16 protein-coding genes are annotated in these 17,778 nt (G+C 54.5%); 13 read left to right on the top strand and 3 right to left on the bottom strand.

Features of this window, described 5'->3' with window-relative positions:
- The 11 genes from BM348_RS20220 to BM348_RS20165 form a co-directional block, all read left to right on the top strand.
- On the top strand, nucleotides 1-939 hold a 939-nt coding region (locus BM348_RS20220; protein ID WP_092907877.1), incomplete at its 5' end, for a hypothetical protein.
- The gene (locus tag BM348_RS20215; RefSeq protein WP_092907871.1) at nucleotides 929-4,015 is read left to right on the top strand and encodes a type IV secretory system conjugative DNA transfer family protein; all 3,087 of its coding nucleotides are present in this window, start codon (nucleotides 929-931) and stop codon (nucleotides 4,013-4,015) included. The genes BM348_RS20220 and BM348_RS20215, both read left to right, overlap by 11 nt.
- 354 nt (nucleotides 4,016-4,369) lie before the next feature.
- Nucleotides 4,370-5,626 (top strand): phage NrS-1 polymerase family protein, encoded by a 1,257-nt coding sequence (locus BM348_RS20205; RefSeq protein ID WP_092907867.1) that lies wholly within the window; start codon nucleotides 4,370-4,372, stop codon nucleotides 5,624-5,626.
- Nucleotides 5,627-5,820: 194 nt separating this feature from the next.
- Complete coding sequence (locus BM348_RS20200; protein WP_092907865.1) at nucleotides 5,821-6,096, top strand: ribbon-helix-helix domain-containing protein; 276 nt, start codon at nucleotides 5,821-5,823, stop codon at nucleotides 6,094-6,096.
- A gap of 213 nt (nucleotides 6,097-6,309) precedes the next feature.
- Entirely contained in the window at nucleotides 6,310-7,191 is an 882-nt protein-coding gene (locus tag BM348_RS20195; RefSeq protein WP_342714200.1) for a nucleotidyltransferase domain-containing protein, read from the top strand.
- Nucleotides 7,181-7,678 carry a hypothetical protein gene (locus BM348_RS20190; protein WP_175507279.1) on the top strand — a complete coding sequence of 166 codons (498 nt, stop codon included), beginning with the start codon at nucleotides 7,181-7,183 and terminating at the stop codon, nucleotides 7,676-7,678. The genes BM348_RS20195 and BM348_RS20190 overlap by 11 nt, the downstream gene beginning before the upstream one ends.
- A gap of 251 nt (nucleotides 7,679-7,929) precedes the next feature.
- Complete coding sequence (locus BM348_RS20185; RefSeq protein ID WP_092907863.1) at nucleotides 7,930-8,223, top strand: PadR family transcriptional regulator; 294 nt, start codon at nucleotides 7,930-7,932, stop codon at nucleotides 8,221-8,223.
- 1,093 nt (nucleotides 8,224-9,316) lie between these two features.
- Nucleotides 9,317-10,174: a DNA-binding protein gene (locus tag BM348_RS20180; protein ID WP_092907861.1), complete on the top strand. Its 858-nt coding sequence runs from the start codon at nucleotides 9,317-9,319 to the stop codon at nucleotides 10,172-10,174.
- 733 nt (nucleotides 10,175-10,907) lie between these two features.
- Complete coding sequence (locus tag BM348_RS20175) at nucleotides 10,908-11,834, top strand: transcription initiation factor IIB (protein WP_092907859.1); 927 nt, start codon at nucleotides 10,908-10,910, stop codon at nucleotides 11,832-11,834.
- Nucleotides 11,835-12,156: 322 nt separating this feature from the next.
- The gene (locus BM348_RS20170) at nucleotides 12,157-12,954 is read left to right on the top strand and encodes a hypothetical protein (protein ID WP_092907857.1); all 798 of its coding nucleotides are present in this window, start codon (nucleotides 12,157-12,159) and stop codon (nucleotides 12,952-12,954) included.
- A gap of 443 nt (nucleotides 12,955-13,397) precedes the next feature.
- A complete protein-coding gene (locus BM348_RS20165) occupies nucleotides 13,398-14,282 on the top strand; it encodes a biosurfactant protein 1 (protein ID WP_092907855.1) in 885 nt (294 codons plus the stop codon).
- A 190-nt stretch (nucleotides 14,283-14,472) separates the two neighbouring features.
- Here BM348_RS20165 and BM348_RS21610 read toward each other — a convergent pair whose 3' ends face one another.
- Nucleotides 14,473-14,826 (bottom strand): hypothetical protein, encoded by a 354-nt coding sequence (locus BM348_RS21610; protein ID WP_175507278.1) that lies wholly within the window; start codon nucleotides 14,824-14,826, stop codon nucleotides 14,473-14,475.
- 161 nt (nucleotides 14,827-14,987) lie between these two features.
- Between BM348_RS21610 and BM348_RS20160 the strand changes: the two genes are divergently transcribed.
- Nucleotides 14,988-15,404 (top strand): VOC family protein, encoded by a 417-nt coding sequence (locus BM348_RS20160; protein WP_092907853.1) that lies wholly within the window; start codon nucleotides 14,988-14,990, stop codon nucleotides 15,402-15,404.
- 199 nt (nucleotides 15,405-15,603) lie between these two features.
- Here BM348_RS20160 and BM348_RS20155 read toward each other — a convergent pair whose 3' ends face one another.
- Both BM348_RS20155 and BM348_RS20150 read right to left on the bottom strand, forming a co-directional pair.
- Nucleotides 15,604-16,038: a DUF1810 domain-containing protein gene (locus tag BM348_RS20155; protein WP_092907851.1), complete on the bottom strand. Its 435-nt coding sequence runs from the start codon at nucleotides 16,036-16,038 to the stop codon at nucleotides 15,604-15,606.
- Between the two features lie 53 nt (nucleotides 16,039-16,091).
- Nucleotides 16,092-16,832, bottom strand: a complete 741-nt coding sequence (locus BM348_RS20150; RefSeq protein WP_139231273.1) for an HFX_2341 family transcriptional regulator domain-containing protein — start codon at nucleotides 16,830-16,832, stop codon at nucleotides 16,092-16,094.
- 231 nt (nucleotides 16,833-17,063) lie between these two features.
- Between BM348_RS20150 and BM348_RS20145 the strand changes: the two genes are divergently transcribed.
- Nucleotides 17,064-17,768, top strand: coding sequence for a hypothetical protein (locus BM348_RS20145; protein WP_092907846.1), 705 nt, complete (start codon nucleotides 17,064-17,066; stop codon nucleotides 17,766-17,768).
- Nucleotides 17,769-17,778 lie beyond the last annotated feature (10 nt).

Genomic DNA, 17,778 nt, shown 5'->3' with positions numbered 1-17,778 from the left:
TGGTTCGACCAGGGGAAGATCACCTTCTATATGCACGCTGCCACGGAGGCAGCCGCCGACAAATTCCGCCGTCGCGTCGGGAACAACTACGCGAATAGCGAAATCTTCGCTGTCGAAGACGGGTATGCGTTCCCGGTGATTGACTCTGACGAGTACGTCGCCGGCGCCTGGCTCGAGATGGAGAAAATCCCGTACTACCCGATCCGCCATCACAACAGCGAAGGCTTCGAGACGGACCCCTACGGCGAAATCACCAGCGAGATGCTCTCACTCGACGACAGTACAGTCGTCACGCAGGTTGTTTTTCGACCGGCGAAACAGTCGTGGACCGAGGGTGACCGGTTCAAGCACAACAGCGTTGACGAACTCGCGCACGCACTTCGCCAAGGTACCTCGGTTGGGTGGCTCAACCCTCGAACCCGACCGGCGAGCGAGAAGGACAAGCAGGCTGCGAAAACGATCGAACAGCAACGGGGTCAACAGGCGTTCCACGTGAACATCCGTGTTCTCGCCGCATCCTCAGAGAAGGACGAAGCCGAAGCTCGAGCCCGCGGGGTTGCGGGGATGTTCAGAAAGTACTACAACGCGACCACAGAGCAAGGACTCGACGATAACCCTATCTGGCATCGCAAAGAACGGAAACGAGCTGAACGACTTCGGCAATTCCTCTATCGAATGCGCGATCGCGAGTGGATCGACCGTCGTATGATCATGACTGTCGACGAGCTCGCCGGCGTCGCACACATCCCCAACGCGGAGATTGAAACCCCAAAGATCGACTGGCGCTACACTCAGCGGGGTGACCGGCTTCCATCGGATGGGTCTCAACACCAATCTGACGAATCGCCGGTTGATGGGCAGACACCAGCTGTGCCGGAGAAGACGGCAGTCACCACTGATGGCTCTCCTCGAGAGCAGGAGGGATTCGATGGTATTTGATCGATTCTTCGGATCCGGTGAGGAGCCCTCGAGTAGCGATAGTGAGCACGAACCAGTAGATGATGCGTCCGGTGAAGAAATCTCCTCCACAGGTGGTGACGACCAGACAGAAACCAAGAACACTGGTGCTGAGTCATCTTCTGATCAGCAACCAAACTCCGACAGGGAACAATACCAGATCGTCGATCAAAACACGACTCGCGTCGGTGGCAAACCAATCCTCACGGACACAGCCGATGAAGGCACGGTTGCAGGCCCGTACGTTCGGGAGATGTTCGAAGCCGGGATGTACAACGCCCCTGCCCCACTCTGGGTTGGCTATACGGAGGATCCTCAGACTGGATTTCGCGAAGCCCCGCTCCGGTTTGACTCCCTGTTTCGGCACAACTGGATCGCTGGGACGACTGGCTACGGAAAGACGACCCAACTGTTGAATATGATGGTCCAGTGGGCGTATTCGGGCTATGGCTTCACGTACTTCGATCCAAAAGGCCAGGACTCTCGTGAACTCCTCCGGATGCTCCCTAAACATCGCCTCGAGGACGTGGTCTGGATCGAGCCTGGATCGACCACCCATGAAAACACAGTCGGGATGAATTTCCTCGAAGTCCCCGAGTGCGAGACGACTGAGGAACTCGAGAACGAGATCGAAAATCGGGTTGAGAACCTGAAAGCGGTCTTCGACACCTCCGACTACTGGGGCATCAACATGGAGGCGATCACTGAGTCGATGGCTCGAGCGATGATGAAGTCCGAGCAGCCGTTTTCCATCATCGATATGTACTTCATCCTGCTCAACGCCGATCGTCGCGAAGACTTCGCACTCGACGTTGAGGATCCCTACATCAGGGAGTTTTGCCTCGAGATCGCGGAGATGGAAGAGGAGACGGTTCGGCCGCTTTTGAAACGGATCAAATCCTGGGTCGAGAACTCAGTGATTCGGCGGATCATCGCCCATCGTGAGAGTACGATCAATTTCCGCGATATCATCGACAACGACCGGATCGTCATCGTTCGAACGCCGGTCGAGAATACGGATATCAAGAAGATGGTCACGCTGGGTGTGATGCGGAATCTCTGGAGTGCTATTCAGCGCCGCTCATACGAACTCGACACTGAGCCGGATCCCTACTTTGTTCTCTGCGACGAGTTTGACGACATCGCCAGCGACAATCTCGATATCGAGTCGATGCTAGCTCGTGCTCGGTCGATGCGATTGTCGGTGACTCTGGCCTCACAGTATCCCTCCCAATTCGACGAGGACACGCTGAAAGCGATGCAGAACAACTGCGATAACCTGCTCACGTTCTCGGTCAACGATAGTGACGACGCCGAGTTATTGATGAAACGCTTCCGAGACTACACGGCAGAAGACCTCATTACGACCGACCAGTTCAAAGTCTGGACGCGGATTCCCCTCTCGGGCGGGCGATACTCCGAACCCGTGTTAATCCAGACGTTTCCTCCATACCCACCGCTTCGAGGGACGGATGCTGTCGATCGAATTATTGAGCAGAGTCTCGAGCGGTATGGGACTGATCCGCTGACGGACGCTGAAATCCTGAATGATCTCCTCTATAGTGATTCGAATGAGGCAGCCAATCCGACGAAGATTCTTGAGGAAACGATGGCAGAAGCTGTTCGTGCAGTCCAGATTCGAGATGGTGTACGAGAGAAAAACGACTGGGTCGATGTGGCTACCGTCGACGAGGAACTTGCAGTCCGCCTTGAGAAGGCTGATCCCAAGATCGACTTTGATCGCGAAGAGCTGCCGGACATCCGTGAGGGATCCCGGTTCCTTGAGGTGACGCTGCAGAACGACGATATCGTGATTCGGCTCACTGATGACGGAGAAACATCCGTCGAGCCTGAGACAGGCACTGTTCGATCAGCCGGTGGCTCAACCCACGATGCGGTCCTCCTCGAGACGGAAACAGCACTCACCGAACGTGGATTCAGTGTCGAAATTCTCGAGCAGGATGGGAGCGAGCAACCTGACGCAGTTGCAACCCACCCAGATCACGACGTCGTCTTCAATATTGAGGCCGAGACGACGACACCGGACCGGCCCGTGAAAGTCCTGCAAAATCTCAAGCGAGCCCACGAAGCGGATCGAATCCCAATCTTCGTTGTTCGACCCGGCGATTCGAAGACAGAATGGGCAACGCGGGTTGAAAACATCCTCTCGCCGCCTCTGCAAGAGCGGGCTGATGGTACCGAACAGTTCTACAACTCCGATGAGGCCGTAACCTTTGGCGGTGGTGCGACCGCTCACGGTGGCGTCACTGCAGTTCGACCCAAGACATTTGAGTCGAATCGAACTGTTTGGACACGAGAGAACGGCGAGATTGTCCTTTCCGATGGTGAGACAGTATTCGCTCGTGTTCCAGATGAGGGGACACTCTCGAAAGACAGTGTGCCCGCCTACTATAGCCATGATCGAGAGACCGGCCAGTATACAGTCTACGAGGCTGGAGACACTCAAGTCTACGACTCGAGAGACGACTTCGAACAGGAATGGACGCTGATCAAGCAGCCGTTCATTCCTAACCTGGAACTCTCCAATGGGGACATTTCTCGCGATAACTATCTCGTGCTGATTCTTTCAGAAGACGGTAGTCCAATCGTCTTCCACCGTGGTGAGACACACTCACTACCGAAGAACCCCAGTGACACGGAGCTATGGCCACCCAAATCGACCACTGGTTCAGTCCGAACCGACGATTCGACTTCAACTCGAAGAGGGGAAACCCGGCCAGATGTGGTCGAATCAGAGATCTCTGAAGAAGATGAGTCGATAGAGATCGATCCAAATGGCGATAGTGTGGAAGCGTTCGCAGCAATGTATGTGGAGGAAACCGCTGGAGCGCAGGTGCCGAAGAACGACCTCTATCAGGCGTACTCCAACTGGGTCGACCTTCATGACTTGGACGGAACGAACATGGTCTGGTTCGGTCGGAAACTCGCAACCGCGGTAGACTATGATAGTGATCGCGTTAGAGATGGCGACGATAAAGTGAATGTCTACATTGGAATTGACCTAACTTCTGAAGGAACTAATCTACTCGACCAATGATAAACATCACATCTGTTACGTATGTTGGGTACGATGCTCCGTGGTTCCGTTCCACTTGTGGGTTTATTAGCAATTCGGACGTACACCAAGCTCTATGCCGTTTATTCTCCACCTTTGCAGTTCTTGTCCAGGGTAATTGTTTGTCCGGGGTAAACCGCTCAACGGATGTCCGGGGTAAAAACCACCAGACTGGAGTACTGTCCGGGGTAAAATCACCCCAAAAACCAACTAGTATACAATGGGTTGCACCCGTTGGAGAGGGGTGCGGACAGCCTACCGGCTTACGGTATGTTTATCAGAATACTGATGAGTGGTATGCGACCAGATGGACGCACAACACGAGGTGGATCGGCGATGTCTGAAAGTACAGTTTCAGTGCTTCCCGAGCAGTTACGAAAACGTGACCAGTGGGTGTGCTGGCGAGGAGAATCTCGAGATGGGAAGCCAACGAAGATCCCGGTGACACCGGGGAGTGGTGAGTTTGCATCCTCGACGGATCCGACCACATGGACGTCGGTCAAGACGGCGCTCGAGTATGCTGACTCGAGAGAGGCAGATGGTGTTGGGTTTGTGTTTACCGACGACGACCCCATCGTCGGTGTCGACCTGGATGACTGCCGGGATCCGGAAACTGGGGACGTTGACGACGTGGCTCAAGACATTATCGAGCGACTCGATTCCTATACGGAGATCTCACCCTCGGGAACTGGGTTTCATGTGCTCATCGAGGGTGAGCTCCCATCTGGCCGGAATCGACGTGGAAGCATCGAACTGTACGACACGGCTCGGTTTTTCACCGTGACCGGCGATCACCTCGAGGAGACGCCTAACCATGTTGCTCATCGGCAGGATGCACTCGAGGCGATTCACGGAGAGTACGTCCAGGACACCGATACTGGTGCGAAATCTGAATCCGAGAATCGTGGCACGACTAGCGAGCAGATATCGACGGGCAAGACAGTCGATATCGACGTTGACCTCGAGGACGAGGAGTTGCTCGAGAAGGCGCGAAATGCGTCGAACGGATCAAAGTTCGAGCGTCTTTGGAAGGGGAACACAGCTGGGTACGAGAGCCAGTCGGAAGCCGATATGGCGCTGTGCTGTTTGCTGGCGTTCTGGACCGGTGGCGACCACGCTCGAGTCGATCGACTCTTCCGGCAATCAGGACTTCTCCGGGAGAAGTGGGACGACGTCCACTATGGTGATGGCTCAACGTACGGCGAAAAGACCATCGAACGAGCAATAGCAAATACCTCCGAATTCTACGATCCTGACACTCGAGAGGGCTCGAGTGAAGCGAGTTCCAAAGAAAGCGAGTCGTCGACCACCGAGAACCGTGACGAGCCAGCGCAGAATCATGCGTATCTGGTCGAAAAGAATCGGCTGTTGTCTGACCGCGTCGGCGACCTTGAGACAACACTCGAGGAGAAAGACGAGCGTATCGCTGACCTCGAGGCAACCAACGAAGCGCTTCGAGAACAACTCAGTGATTATCAGGAGGAACTCGAGCATCGTGATCAGGCTTCGGATCCCGAGGTGGATGAGACGGGTCCTGATCAAGACGACTCGATCTGGACGCGTGCACGGCGGTTCGTCGGGGAGGACGAATGAGGCCCGTTCCAAAACTTTCTGCCGAGTTTATTGCCTCCCCGAAGGGGTGAGGCGTTCAGAAATGACTGTAATTGACCAGAGAGGCGAACAACGCAGTGTGTGGTTGTACAGATCGGTTGAGTGCTGTAGCCATGATTTGATTCCAGCACCCTCGACGGAACTGGTTTGTGTATGTACTACGAACGTACAAGCGTATGTCTAAAGCTGAAGCAAACAACGGTGATCCTGAGATTGAGCGGATCAACCTTCGAATTTCCCAGTCATTCCGCGAAGTCATCGATGAGACGTGGCGCGAGCGGGGATTCAACAGCCGTAGTGAGTTTATCCGCTATGCACTGCGGGAGTCAGTGAATCATCCGGAGGGTGCTGGATTCTGGAAAGACCTTGCAATCAGCGAGGCGCAGTTTGATGACGGTGAAAGCCGCTCGAGCGAGGAAATTAAAGCAGCATATGGGACCGACGACGAGTAAAGACGAGTGGGGCTGGGTGTTTTCGTCTCGAGCGGAAGACCAACTTGCGCAGTTGCCTGCAGACACATAGGACCGGATCAACTTGCAGACCGTAATCGAGAGACAGATCCCGCTCACGAAAAATCCCACTGTGAATTCAGCGGACGAGGACGAATCTAGGGCACCGTCTGTGTGGAACCGGACGAAACGGTTGTTCGGGAGCGATTCAGAGTGATGTCGAACCCGCCGTGTAGTGTTTTTCATCCCCGAAGGGGCGAGGGGTTTTCGAACAGCCCCGGATCAACGTATGCAATCTGTGCAACTGCACCAGCAACACTGGCGTGTCGATCGAGCACCAACCGGACCGGACGTATTAGCATCATCGGGGGAAGCCCTCCTTCCCAGCATCTATTTATGAACTGGAAACAAAATCTATCTATGGGTAGTAAAAGTATCCAAAGGGGCGCATCACTCGAGCTGTCAGTCCCTGTTCCTTCTACGGATCTCTTCAGTCACACCTGTACTGGGGAGATTCTCACATTGCTTGTCGATAATCCCTATACAGCGTTCGGAATTCGGGATTTGAGCCGAGCGACGGATCATCCGCATCGAAGCATTTCGGCGGCTGTTGATGACCTCGAGGCAGTTGGCTTCGTCGAGATTGAGCATAGTGGGCGGAAGAAGCTCGTGCAGATTAATCGTGCTCGACTCAGCAAGCCTGACGATCCAATCATCCAGATCCCACAAACGGAGTTCCACGTCCCAGTTCGAGAACTCGTCTCGAGACTGACTGACAACGTTGACGACATCCACGGCATCGTCCTCTTTGGTAGTGTTGCTCGAGGGGATGCTGATCGACGTAGCGATATCGATTGCTTCGTCCTCGTCGATGATGGGCGGGCAACAGCCCAACACACTGCTGACGAACTCACATCGGAGTTGAATGAGCAACCGTTTGATGGTGATCGGTACAAGTTCCACGTCCTCGTCGAATCCGGCGAGAGTGCGCGCCGATACGGAGATCGACTGCGCGAGATCTTTGCCACTGGACTAACGCTCGAACGATCCGACGCTCTCACCCAACTCAAAGAGGAGGTGCTGACGAATGGACGATAGCTACGTCGACAAAGCACTCACCGACGCAGAGGTGGCCTTTCAGCAGACTCGTGGGCAAACTGGCGAATCCGATCTGGATGTCTCAAACACCGCTCTCGTTCAGCTACGAAAGGCCTGTCGACTCCTCGAAGCAGCACGAACGCTCCGCGAGCAGAATGGATACTATACGGTAGTGATCGAGGCGTCGTTTGTGGCCGCCGAGCGCAGTATTCAGTTCTATCTGCTGCATCGTGGACATGCATCTGGGGAGGACCTACGCTACGAACACACGGAGGTGTACCAGCAGGGTGCAACAGTGAATCTATTCAGCCAAGAGTTCGCCGATCGACTTACCCAACTCTGGAAGCAGAACCGAGCCGAAGTATACTATCGCGAGACGGTCGCCAGTGCCGAACAAGCCGATGCAATGTTGGCACTTGCTGAAGCAGTTCACCGGTACATTCTGAATGCCGCCACACTGCGGTACGAATGCGTCTGCTCTCAGTGAGTGATGTGAGTTCTCCTCCCAAACGAATCGATACCACTAGGTGACTCAAGAGAGATTCGAGTCAATAGTAAACAGAGTGATTTGGAGATCAGCATGTTCATCGCTGTAACAACTGACAAAGGCGGGTGGTAATCCAACCTGCAACAGGCGAGAGTTCCACAGCGTTTGATCGGGCTGCTCGAGTAACTCTCATTTTGTATTCTCCTACTACGTCTCGGAAACCTTATCAACAGATAGGAAATAATTCCGATATGTACGATCTGACAGCGTTCCAGCGCGATGTCTTGTATACGATCGCCGGCCAGGACGAGCCCCACGGGCTGGCGATCAAGGATGAACTCGAAGAGTACTACGAGACCGAAATCCATCACGGCCGGCTGTATCCCAACCTTGACGAGGTCGTCGACAAGGGTCTGGTCGAGAAAGGCGAACTCGATAAACGGACGAACTACTACACGATCACAGCCCGTGGCCAGCGCGAACTCGAAGCCCGGCGGGAGTGGGAAGAGCAGTACGTCGAGTCGCTCACCTCGAGCGCCGAGTAGCTAATCCGGTCTGCTATCGACGGACGGACCCTCGGTCGTGCGCGTACGCCGTTTCCTCGGGTGGCCCGCTTGGTCGAATTGGACAAATTCTCCCGTCTCGAGTCTTATTGCGACGCTCCTCGCGTCGCCCGCAGCGTTGCTCGCTACGCTCGCGGCGCTGCGGGCACCGCTGTGGGCGCCTCATTGGCAAGTCTCGGCGGTGCTTAGTCGAATCACAGATTCTCCTGTCTCGAATCTTGTTGTGACGCTCCTCGCGTCGCCCGCAGTGTTGCTCGCTCCGCTCGCTGCGCTGCGGGCACCGCTGCGGGCGTCTCACGGGCGAGTCTCGGCGGGCCCTTCCGAGTGCTACGGCGTACATACTCCGCCCACCTCCCTCCAGTCTTCTCCGACGCGCCTTCAGTCGGCCACCTCGAGCCGCCGGGCTGTGGCGTGTCACCTGGCGGCGCCACGCCAGTCCGGGCAGGCGCTCCGGTGACCTTGGTTCAGGCGCGCGGAGATTTCCCGCAAACCCGGTGGGTTTGATCGAGAGGGAGCGCGTCCGCCTTGAAGGCGTCGGGACGCGGTTTGCCCTCGGTCGCCGGCGCCGGTCGCCACGCCACACCGCGGCGTGGCGCTGCGGAGCCAGGCTCGGTCGGTTTGCCCGCGTCCTGCTGGGTCCGCTCCCGCTCGCTCCACACCGCGCGAGCGGGCCCCCTCCCAGCATCGCGGCGCTCTCCACACCGCCCGCGCCGCGACGAAGCCAACAAGGCGGACCGTCGAGCGGGCTGCGGTAGCCGGACGGTGCCGCCATCGTACTCGCGAGCGAGCACGATGGGGCGCCGCCGGCTGTCCTCGCTCACTCGCCTGCGCTCCAAGAGGGGGGTGTAGTTGCCTCGGAGGGTCGCAGCGGGCAGGTCCCACCGCCGGCGGTGGGAGGGTCAGTTGGGTGTCAGCTGGCCGGTTGGGCGATGTGTCGAAGTTGGTTGGTCTGAGGCAGGTACCGAGTTGTCCCAGCGACAGCTCGAGCGGTCCGGTTGAGCCACGGCTCAGAAGTCGTGGTGTAGAAGACGCCCAGTGAGCGTCTTCAGCGGAAATCACCCTGTAAGTGATTCCAATGTCTAGTAACAACGTTACCAGTAATGTAGTTTCGGTCGATGAACAGGCGTTCGAGAAAACAGCCGACCCGGTGGTCGACGAGGACGGCGTCGAAGTCGTCGACGACACGCCGGCGTTCCAAGCGACGGTCGAGATGGAGATCCAGGCGAAGGTGGACGCGAATCATCCGGACGGTATCGCAAATACGTGTGATGGGCGGATGCACGGTGTCAGTCTCCAGCACGAAGAGCAGATCCGAGCCCAAGAGGCGGAACTCGAGTTGATCAGTGCCCAAGCCGAACTCGGTGGGCAGGACGATAGAGCCGAACGGACGCGAGAAGTCGTCGTCAAGCAGTGTGGTCGCGACGAACCCGACACTGTGGATCCTCGAGCACGGCTGTCGCAGGACGATCTCGCAGCAGTCAACAGACAGGCGATGCGGATCAGCGAGCGCATCGATGGCGGCTGGTCGCGGGCAGTCATCGCGAAGCGGTTGGCCGAGAAAGTAGAAGATGGGATGGAGGTGACGACAGCAGTCCTCGAGACGCTCGAGGAGGTCAAGGCCGAGTCAGGAACGATCGTCCCGATCGCGGATATCGCGGAGGTCCCGGTCGGCGAGGTAACGGTCGAAGGAGAGGTAGTCGAGCTCTGGACGCCCTCCTCTTCGAACATCCAGCAGGTCGGGCTCCTCGAGGACGAAAGCGGACGGACGAAGTTCACGATCTGGCAGCGGTCGAATCAGACGATGGTTCGCGAGGGACAGACGGTCAGGTTCCGGGCGGCAGCCAAGAGTTGGTATCAGGGGCGATGCTCGCTCGCCTTGACCGGCTGGTCACGTATCGAGTTCCCGGAACGCGGTCGGTGGTGGGACGAATAGCCAGGACAGTTCCCCCTTTTTTGCTGTGGGCCAGACCGGCCCAGACCCCACCGCCCCACCCTCCGCTCCGTGCTCGCTGCGCTGCGCGCGCAGCCACGACCTGGACTACGATACCTCGGGCGACAGGCTTCTCGAGCGACGCTCGAGTCGCTCGGTGGGTTTGTTGGACGCCCGAAGGGGCGTAGCGGGGTAGTTGATATGCTAGTACAAGTTGCACTCTCAGTAACCGAGGTCGTATCAGAAACAGACAGTTGTCCCGAGTGTGGGGCGGACGAACTCCGGTACGAACCACTGCTCGACCATGGAGGTAGGTACGACATCACTGCAGGGCTCACATGCGACGCGTGCACCTGGTCGAAGCGGTGTTCCGAACGGTGTCCTGACTGTGGTGTGACGACACTCGTCAGCACCGACAGTGACGCTCGAGACGAACGGACGTGTGCGGCGTGCGAGTGGACAGGTTCACTGCGGGACGTGTCCATACACGGAGAGTCGTAACGTCGCTCGCAAGGTCTCGCGACTTGGTGGCCGTGGGTTCGCTGCTACTAATGCCCGTTCACCCACTTCCCACCGCCCCACCCTCCTCCACGTTCCGGGTTGTTCACTCCGTTCACAACCGGGCTTTCGCCACCGCACGAAAACGCCTGTCAACTGCTCCGCTGCGTGTTTATTAGCCCCTCTCGGGTGAGGGGCATTCTGAGAAGCGCGATCCACGACGTCCCTCGAGGACCTCATGGCAACGAGAGACATCTACACGACGACGGTTGACGAAGACGTCCAAGATGAAACGAAGTCGAACCAGTGTCCCGAATGTGGTGGTCGAGTCACCACCAACACGGTCGAAACTATCTGCGAGAAGTGTGGCCTCATCGTCGACGAACAACGAACAGATCACGGACCCGAGTGGCGAGCATGCGATCGAGACGAGCGAAAGCGAACAGGTGCCACGCTGACGGCCGCCCGGCACGATCGCGGACTCTCCACCGAGATTGGGCGTGGAACCGATGCAAACGGGAACACGCTTGCTGGACGGAAGCGACGACAGTTGGGGCGGCTACGACGGGAGCACTCTCGAGGACGGTTTCGGTCGAAAGCCGAGCGCAACCTCGCACAGGGGCTCGGTGAAGTCCGTCGAATTGCGGGCGTGCTCGAGTTATCTGAATCAATTCGGGACCAGGCATGTCAGCTCTTCCGAAGTGCCCAGAACGAGGACCTTCTTCCGGGTCGATCGATCGAAGCGATGGCCGCAGCCAGCGTCTACGGTGCCTGTCGATGCAACGGACTCTCGAGAACGCTCGAGGACGTTACGGAACTTGCACGTGTTGAGCACTCTCGAGTTCGGAATGCGTACAAGACGATGAACACAGATCTTGGGTTGCCAGCCGCGCCTGTTTCTCCACACGAGTTCGTTCCCCGACTTGCCTCGGACCTCGAGGTTCCGGATCGGATTCGCCACCGAGCCAGAGAGTTAGCTGAACGGGCGGACTCAGCAGGTATTACGACGGGTGTTCGTCCGTCTGGATTCGCTGCTGCCTGTCTGTACAAAGCGGCCTGTAAAGACAGGTGGTATCTCACACAGTCGGCCCTCGCGGAGGCTGCAAACGTCTCAGCAGCAACAGTGCGGACCCATCGGGATGCGCTAGACGAATTAGGTGTGTAACGGCACCATTGTGGGATTTTCGTCTCTGTTGAGATCTATCGAAGGTGGTAGGCTTGTCTCGTCTGCGGTAAGTACAGCAGACTCACATACCAGTTCGGGTCAAAATCTATCCGCTCCTATCAAGAACCGCCTGCAAGATACAGAGGCTTGGTGCAGCACGACGACTCCGTTTGTCCAGGCCGAAAACAGTGAACCATCCGATCACTACATCTACGACGGTTTTATGCGGTGCAGTTCCGATTCCTCTGCTATCGTGCTTCGTGGTTTGCATGGACGATACTCTCAAGACGATACATTTCAAATCTGGTGATACTGTAGAGACATGCCGACGATCAATAAATACGTGGATGGGGATGGGTACTATATTCTGGCACGTCCTTCCGGTGCTGGGAATATCACGTACAAGATTAAACACGAAGGGAATCCGATTGTCTGGAAACATGGGCTGAGAGATGGTGATGAGATTTCGTGGTCAACGATCCAGTCGTTCAAAGCACTCGGGATCATTTACACGGACCAGTCGGGGACGCTTGGACCGGACGATTTCAGACCGGATCCCGATCAACTGGAGAAGACGGAGTTACCTGAGTCAGAGGCGGAAGAACTGTTCTCGATTATTACGACACAGTCTGATATCTCACCGGAGGAGCGTGCAGAGATTCGGTCGATCCTTGGGCTGCCACCGGAGCAGGACTTTGAGCTGGTCGGAGACCATATCAAGGCGTATTTGGAAGACTATGTGGACAGTGAGGGACTTGCTGTTCGATCTGGCCGGACGGTAACGGACGCTGCAGAGGTGGATATTTCGACCTGGGTGAACGAGACTGGATCAGAGGACTTCGATACGTGGGAACTCCATCTTCTGATTCTTACTGAGGATGGTGATGAAGCATATTTCACTGATCACTGTATCCACCTGTGTGAAAAGCATGGGCTGGAGCGGTGGCATATTCGGGTTCTGGAGCAGCCATCATGGGATATTAAGCGGATTGCAATCGAGCAACGCAGCGTGATCTTCCCACGATTGCTCGATGAACTCCGCGCTGTCCAGTTTGATCTCGGCGATCCGTCTGAGATGTTGGTGCCACTAGTCGAACTTTCCGAAAGCAGACCTGCGTAATAAGCGACCCGTATTTATCAGTTTTCCACAGACTGATCGGAACCACGGTAACTGTTCAAACCGATGAGGTATAACCTCTGTACGCACCGCCGATGCAGGCGTACTGCTGATACCATCTTACATGGGTCTCCCTACACTCGGTAGAACTGAGAACGATGTACAAGCGGTATTAGAGCAATATTTCGACTTTTCAATTCCACTGTTCATCTGGGAATACCCTACTGAGTAAGATCACTGTATATTCAGCACCGGTCTAGCAATATCACCAATAGATGATAGAAGTACTAGCGTTCGATTTGCATCTGTAGTGAGCGTGCATTTCACGCTAAGATGGATATGACAAATAGGATCTCGACAACACCGGATTTCCATACCTCTGAAGAATTGCTATCGAGGCTGTAGTTTAAATTCGAAGGCGAAGCATGGGTTTTCCAGACAATACTATGACTGACCATTACACAGATTATGAAGCGCTTCGGCCGCTCGGTGAGGCAACATACGTCCCCGACGAGAGACTCTCCAGTCGTCGCGACGAAGGGACACGCTGTCAACGCGTGGACGGCGTCGATACAGACGGGTATCCTGATACCACAGCAGCGACTACGTCCGAGTGCTCCTGTGGCACATCGATTCCTCCCGGCCAGTCGAAGTGCCGATTCTGTCTCACGAACCATCTCGAGGCAACTTCAGATGATCAGAATACTGTGGATGTGGAATCCGATCTTCTCCATATGATCTTCGCTCTCGTCGAGGCGTCGACATTCTACGGCGCTGTGGCAAAAGGTTCTGCAGCGGCTACTCTCCTCGCGAACGCGAATTCTGATCCTGCAATCGATGAGTGCCAGATGATCTACGATCTCGAGACAGCGCCTGCAACACAGCTTGCCGACCAGTGGTCCTCACTTCCATCGGCGATTCAAGTCACGTCTGAGAGTGGTACACAACTGCTCTCGACGGCTCGTGAGCGGACAGTGTGGGGAGCGTCCCATCACGGCGACGAACACGCGACGTACTTCTATGATGAGAGTGGGAGTCCAATCTGGACTGATGATGATCTTGTGACAATCCTCGAGGACGCAAATGACGATGTCTGGCTCGTGCCAGCGATGGCTCTCCGTCGATCTGACTCGGAGTCCTCAACCTCGGATAATCGCTGTGAACGTCCAAATAGGACACATCTCGAGTGTCGTGCATGCAGTTGCGAGACGCAGCATCGGTTCCTCAAGTTCGAAGAAGTCCTTGATGATGAGTGGGATGGACAGTCATTCTGGGAATGCCAGCGCTGTAAAGCACCCCGATATGGACCGGAACCGGGCGGATCTCGGTAAGCAGGAAGGCAATCTTAACTAACGATAGCGTAGTATCTTAGGAACTGTTGGTTAACTTGTGCAGTTTAGATGTATCTTGTATAATATTCCCTCCTTCTAAATTCTCAAGGAGAGGTATTTAGATCCTTCACAGTTAGTACGGGTAAGACACATAGTGTGCGGTCGAAACCTCCCTCCACTAAAGATTATATCACTCGTATTTCCAATTCTTTCCTTGTTCTGGATGGTTTGGGGAGCGATATCGAAATCCAGACAGATCATCCGAATATGTCTCCCAATCATCGTTAGGACTGTGTTCCATAGCACATCGGCCATCTGTGCAATCAACAACCATACGATATTTCTTTCCACGTTTTGAAGACAAATATACCCGTGTGCTATTCTTAGATTCATTCGAATCTGTTTTACTACTTCGAGAAATACGTTCAATATACTCAACAGAGAACGGCTCAGATCGACGAAGGGTGTAAATGCTCCCTCCTTCTTCGACTCCTGCTAAGTCATCAAACATTTCTTGCGCTGTTTTAGGATGATTTGCTTTCATTCCAGATCTAGTGTTCAATTCACTATAGATATATTTTCGTCTGTTACACCACTTGATTGGGTTACATCACTTATCATCCACCAGAAGCCTACTGTTTAATTCGCATACGAACTAGTCGCCTCTAGTCGGTGATTTTTGATGGTTTCGCATAGTTTGGATCTATGGACCCCGATCACGCAGACCCTGACTACGCTGGCCATCTACACCACGTCGAACTCTGTACCGCTGATTTAGCGGCGTCGGTCGACTTTTGGGGATGGTTTCTGGACGAGTTCGGCTACGAACGGAAAAACGAGTGGAACAGTGGCCGGTCTTGGAGTAACGGTCCAACCTACATCGTGGTCAAAGAGGCAGGCAACTCCGACCATCCGTTTGATCGACTGGCGTCTGGCCTGAATCACCTCGAGTTCCACGCCGAATCTCGCGAACAAGTCAATAAATTGACTACGGACATCCGTGAACGAGCAGACTCGAGAGTTCTGTATGAAGACCAGCACCCATACGCTGGCGACTACTATGCTCTCTACTGTGAAGTTCCAGAAGGAATTAAAATCGAAATAGTCGGACCCAATGAGTAACCGGTAGTTCAGCTATTGAATAAATCCCTGCACTTTCTACAGTGGGTATCAAACAGTTTCCTCCGAAGCAATTCGACATACTGTTCATTTCTCTGTTCAAGTTACGCCCTCGACATTACCGGCACACGATTCCAACTGATAGCGACTAAGCCAACGACTGGGGTGTCACTCCATAAGCGTCTGAATATGAGCCTACGTTTCAGGCGTTTTCCAGCAACTCTAATGTTTTCGGGTCAGGTTCGTCGTAATACCGCTTTAGTGCCGTTCTGAATGGGGCCGGATTATCGGCGACCATATCGAAGAGTGTCATGGAGGAACGGAATTTTAGGTCGTCCGGGGATCCGAATATGTCGTTCGCAGAGCGTCCCTCGACGTTGTTTACGATCTCTGTGCATTCACGCAGTCGTGGACCAAGTTTCGGATGGGCCAGATATGCTTCAGCTTCGTCTCGTGACGATATCGCATAGCGCTGTGCCATCTGACTGCGGCCAAGTCCCTCTATCTGGGGAAAAACGTACCACATCCAGTGAGTACGTTTGTGTCCCGAGCGGAGTTCTTCCTTGACATCCTCTATTACGGAGTCCTGGGCCTCGACAAACCGGTGCAGGTTGTAGGGATCCTCGTATTCTGTCATCTTCTGTCTTAGGTTAGTCGTTGTGTGATTTGCTGGTTAGTCTAGCCTGTGAGTCACTCGGGTTGGAATATCTGAAGTGCTTCTTTCCCATGATCAGCGAGATACACTCGTTTCGTCCGCCCGTCTTTCTTCACAGAGATAAATGACTTAGACTGCAATGGATCAATGATATGCGTCTCGAGGAGTTTATACAGGCCCTCTTCGGACGTCGTTTTCGAATTGACGATAAAATCGAACTCTTGTGACTTGCCAAACTCTATCAGTTCTTTCTTGGTGGCTCCATCTTCTTCAGCGAGGTATGAGAGTACCAGCAACTGGTTCATAGAAGGGCTCTGGAGACTGAAAACCGGTATGTCTGTGATTTCACCTACCTCACTCACGAGCGGCTCTTCTGGCGGCTCAAGATGTCCGTCGTCATTACGGTACTCGGGACGGACGTAGAACGGCGTGGCGCCCAGATTTTGGCAAGCAATCACTGCTGCGATAGCAGTGATTTTGCTTCCGGTCGAGGCGTTCACATAGACGTCGTGATCTTCATGTTCACGGATCGCACTCGTGAGTACACGTAGCGAACTCTCGAGATCGAAAAAGTCACACTCCAAGGTGTCAAGTTCGATCCGGTCGTTATCCTCTAACTCGGAAATGAGATCACGTTGGTAATCCGTCTCGTAGTCAGTACTACTGTCCTGACGGATCAGCACTACCTTGTCAGCGTTGAATTGGTAGATCGGTTCTTTTACACGAGCTTTCTCGTAACCGAGCGGTGCAATTTGCACCCGGTCGACGATATTCATCGGTTCCATCTCTCGGTCGGATACTATTCAATCTAACGCAGTAGAATCAGTGAAATTACTTCGATAGCGGAATCGGGATTAATTCAGCCTATACTATTCTCCTACATCGTATCTACGGGTGATACTAAATTCGAGAAAGAAGCTAACCATTCTAAGTTAGTAAATACATTTATGGTACTGTAGTCTAAAGATGTAGTCGAGACCTGAAAGTCAGGTTCTGAGGTGCTTTGAATGTCAGACCCAACTTCCATCAACGAAATCGTACAACGAGTTCTCGATAAATACGCCGATGATATCCCCCAGTATCGGGAGTACGCAGCTAAATTCCAAAATCTCGACCGCTGGACCGGTTCGGATCCAAAAGTGCTTATCGCGGACGCAGCCGGCTCTGCTACTGGACTAAATTACAAAAACATCGTTAAACCGAACGTCAAAGCCTTTCGCGAGCAGTTCATCGAATCGGGGAAAGTACAGTCACTGGCAGATCTCGCGGCGTTGGAACACGACCCCGAATTCACTGAGAGTTTCACAATTGGCCATCCAAATATCGTCTACGACATCCCATCCGCGTTGCTCGAAGACGCAGAACCTAATGCAAACGGCTTAGGTCTGCTTCAAACATGGGCAGAGAGCGCTGATCCAGAACAGTACCGCTCCGATCCGGTTGGAGCCGTTCACGGGATCGGACCTGCCACGTTCCAGTACTTGCGGATGATATCCGGTGCTGACACCGTCAAGCCCGATATCCAGGTGGAGAAGTTTATCACCGAACTCGAGAAAGAACACCCCAAGTTCAGCTTGGATTCATCTTCAGATGCTGGATTGATCGACTCGTGTAGCTGGCTGGCAGCCCACTCGACGTACTCGATGATCGAAATCGATCAAATCGCGTGGTGGACGTTCTCCGAAACCGAATCGCTTTCGGGCACCCACTAAACCAGTCTGC

Origin of the sequence: Halostagnicola kamekurae (assembly GCF_900116205.1) — an archaeon.
Lineage (GTDB): Archaea > Halobacteriota > Halobacteria > Halobacteriales > Natrialbaceae > Halostagnicola > Halostagnicola kamekurae.
This window is presented reverse-complemented; position numbering and strand designations above follow the sequence as displayed.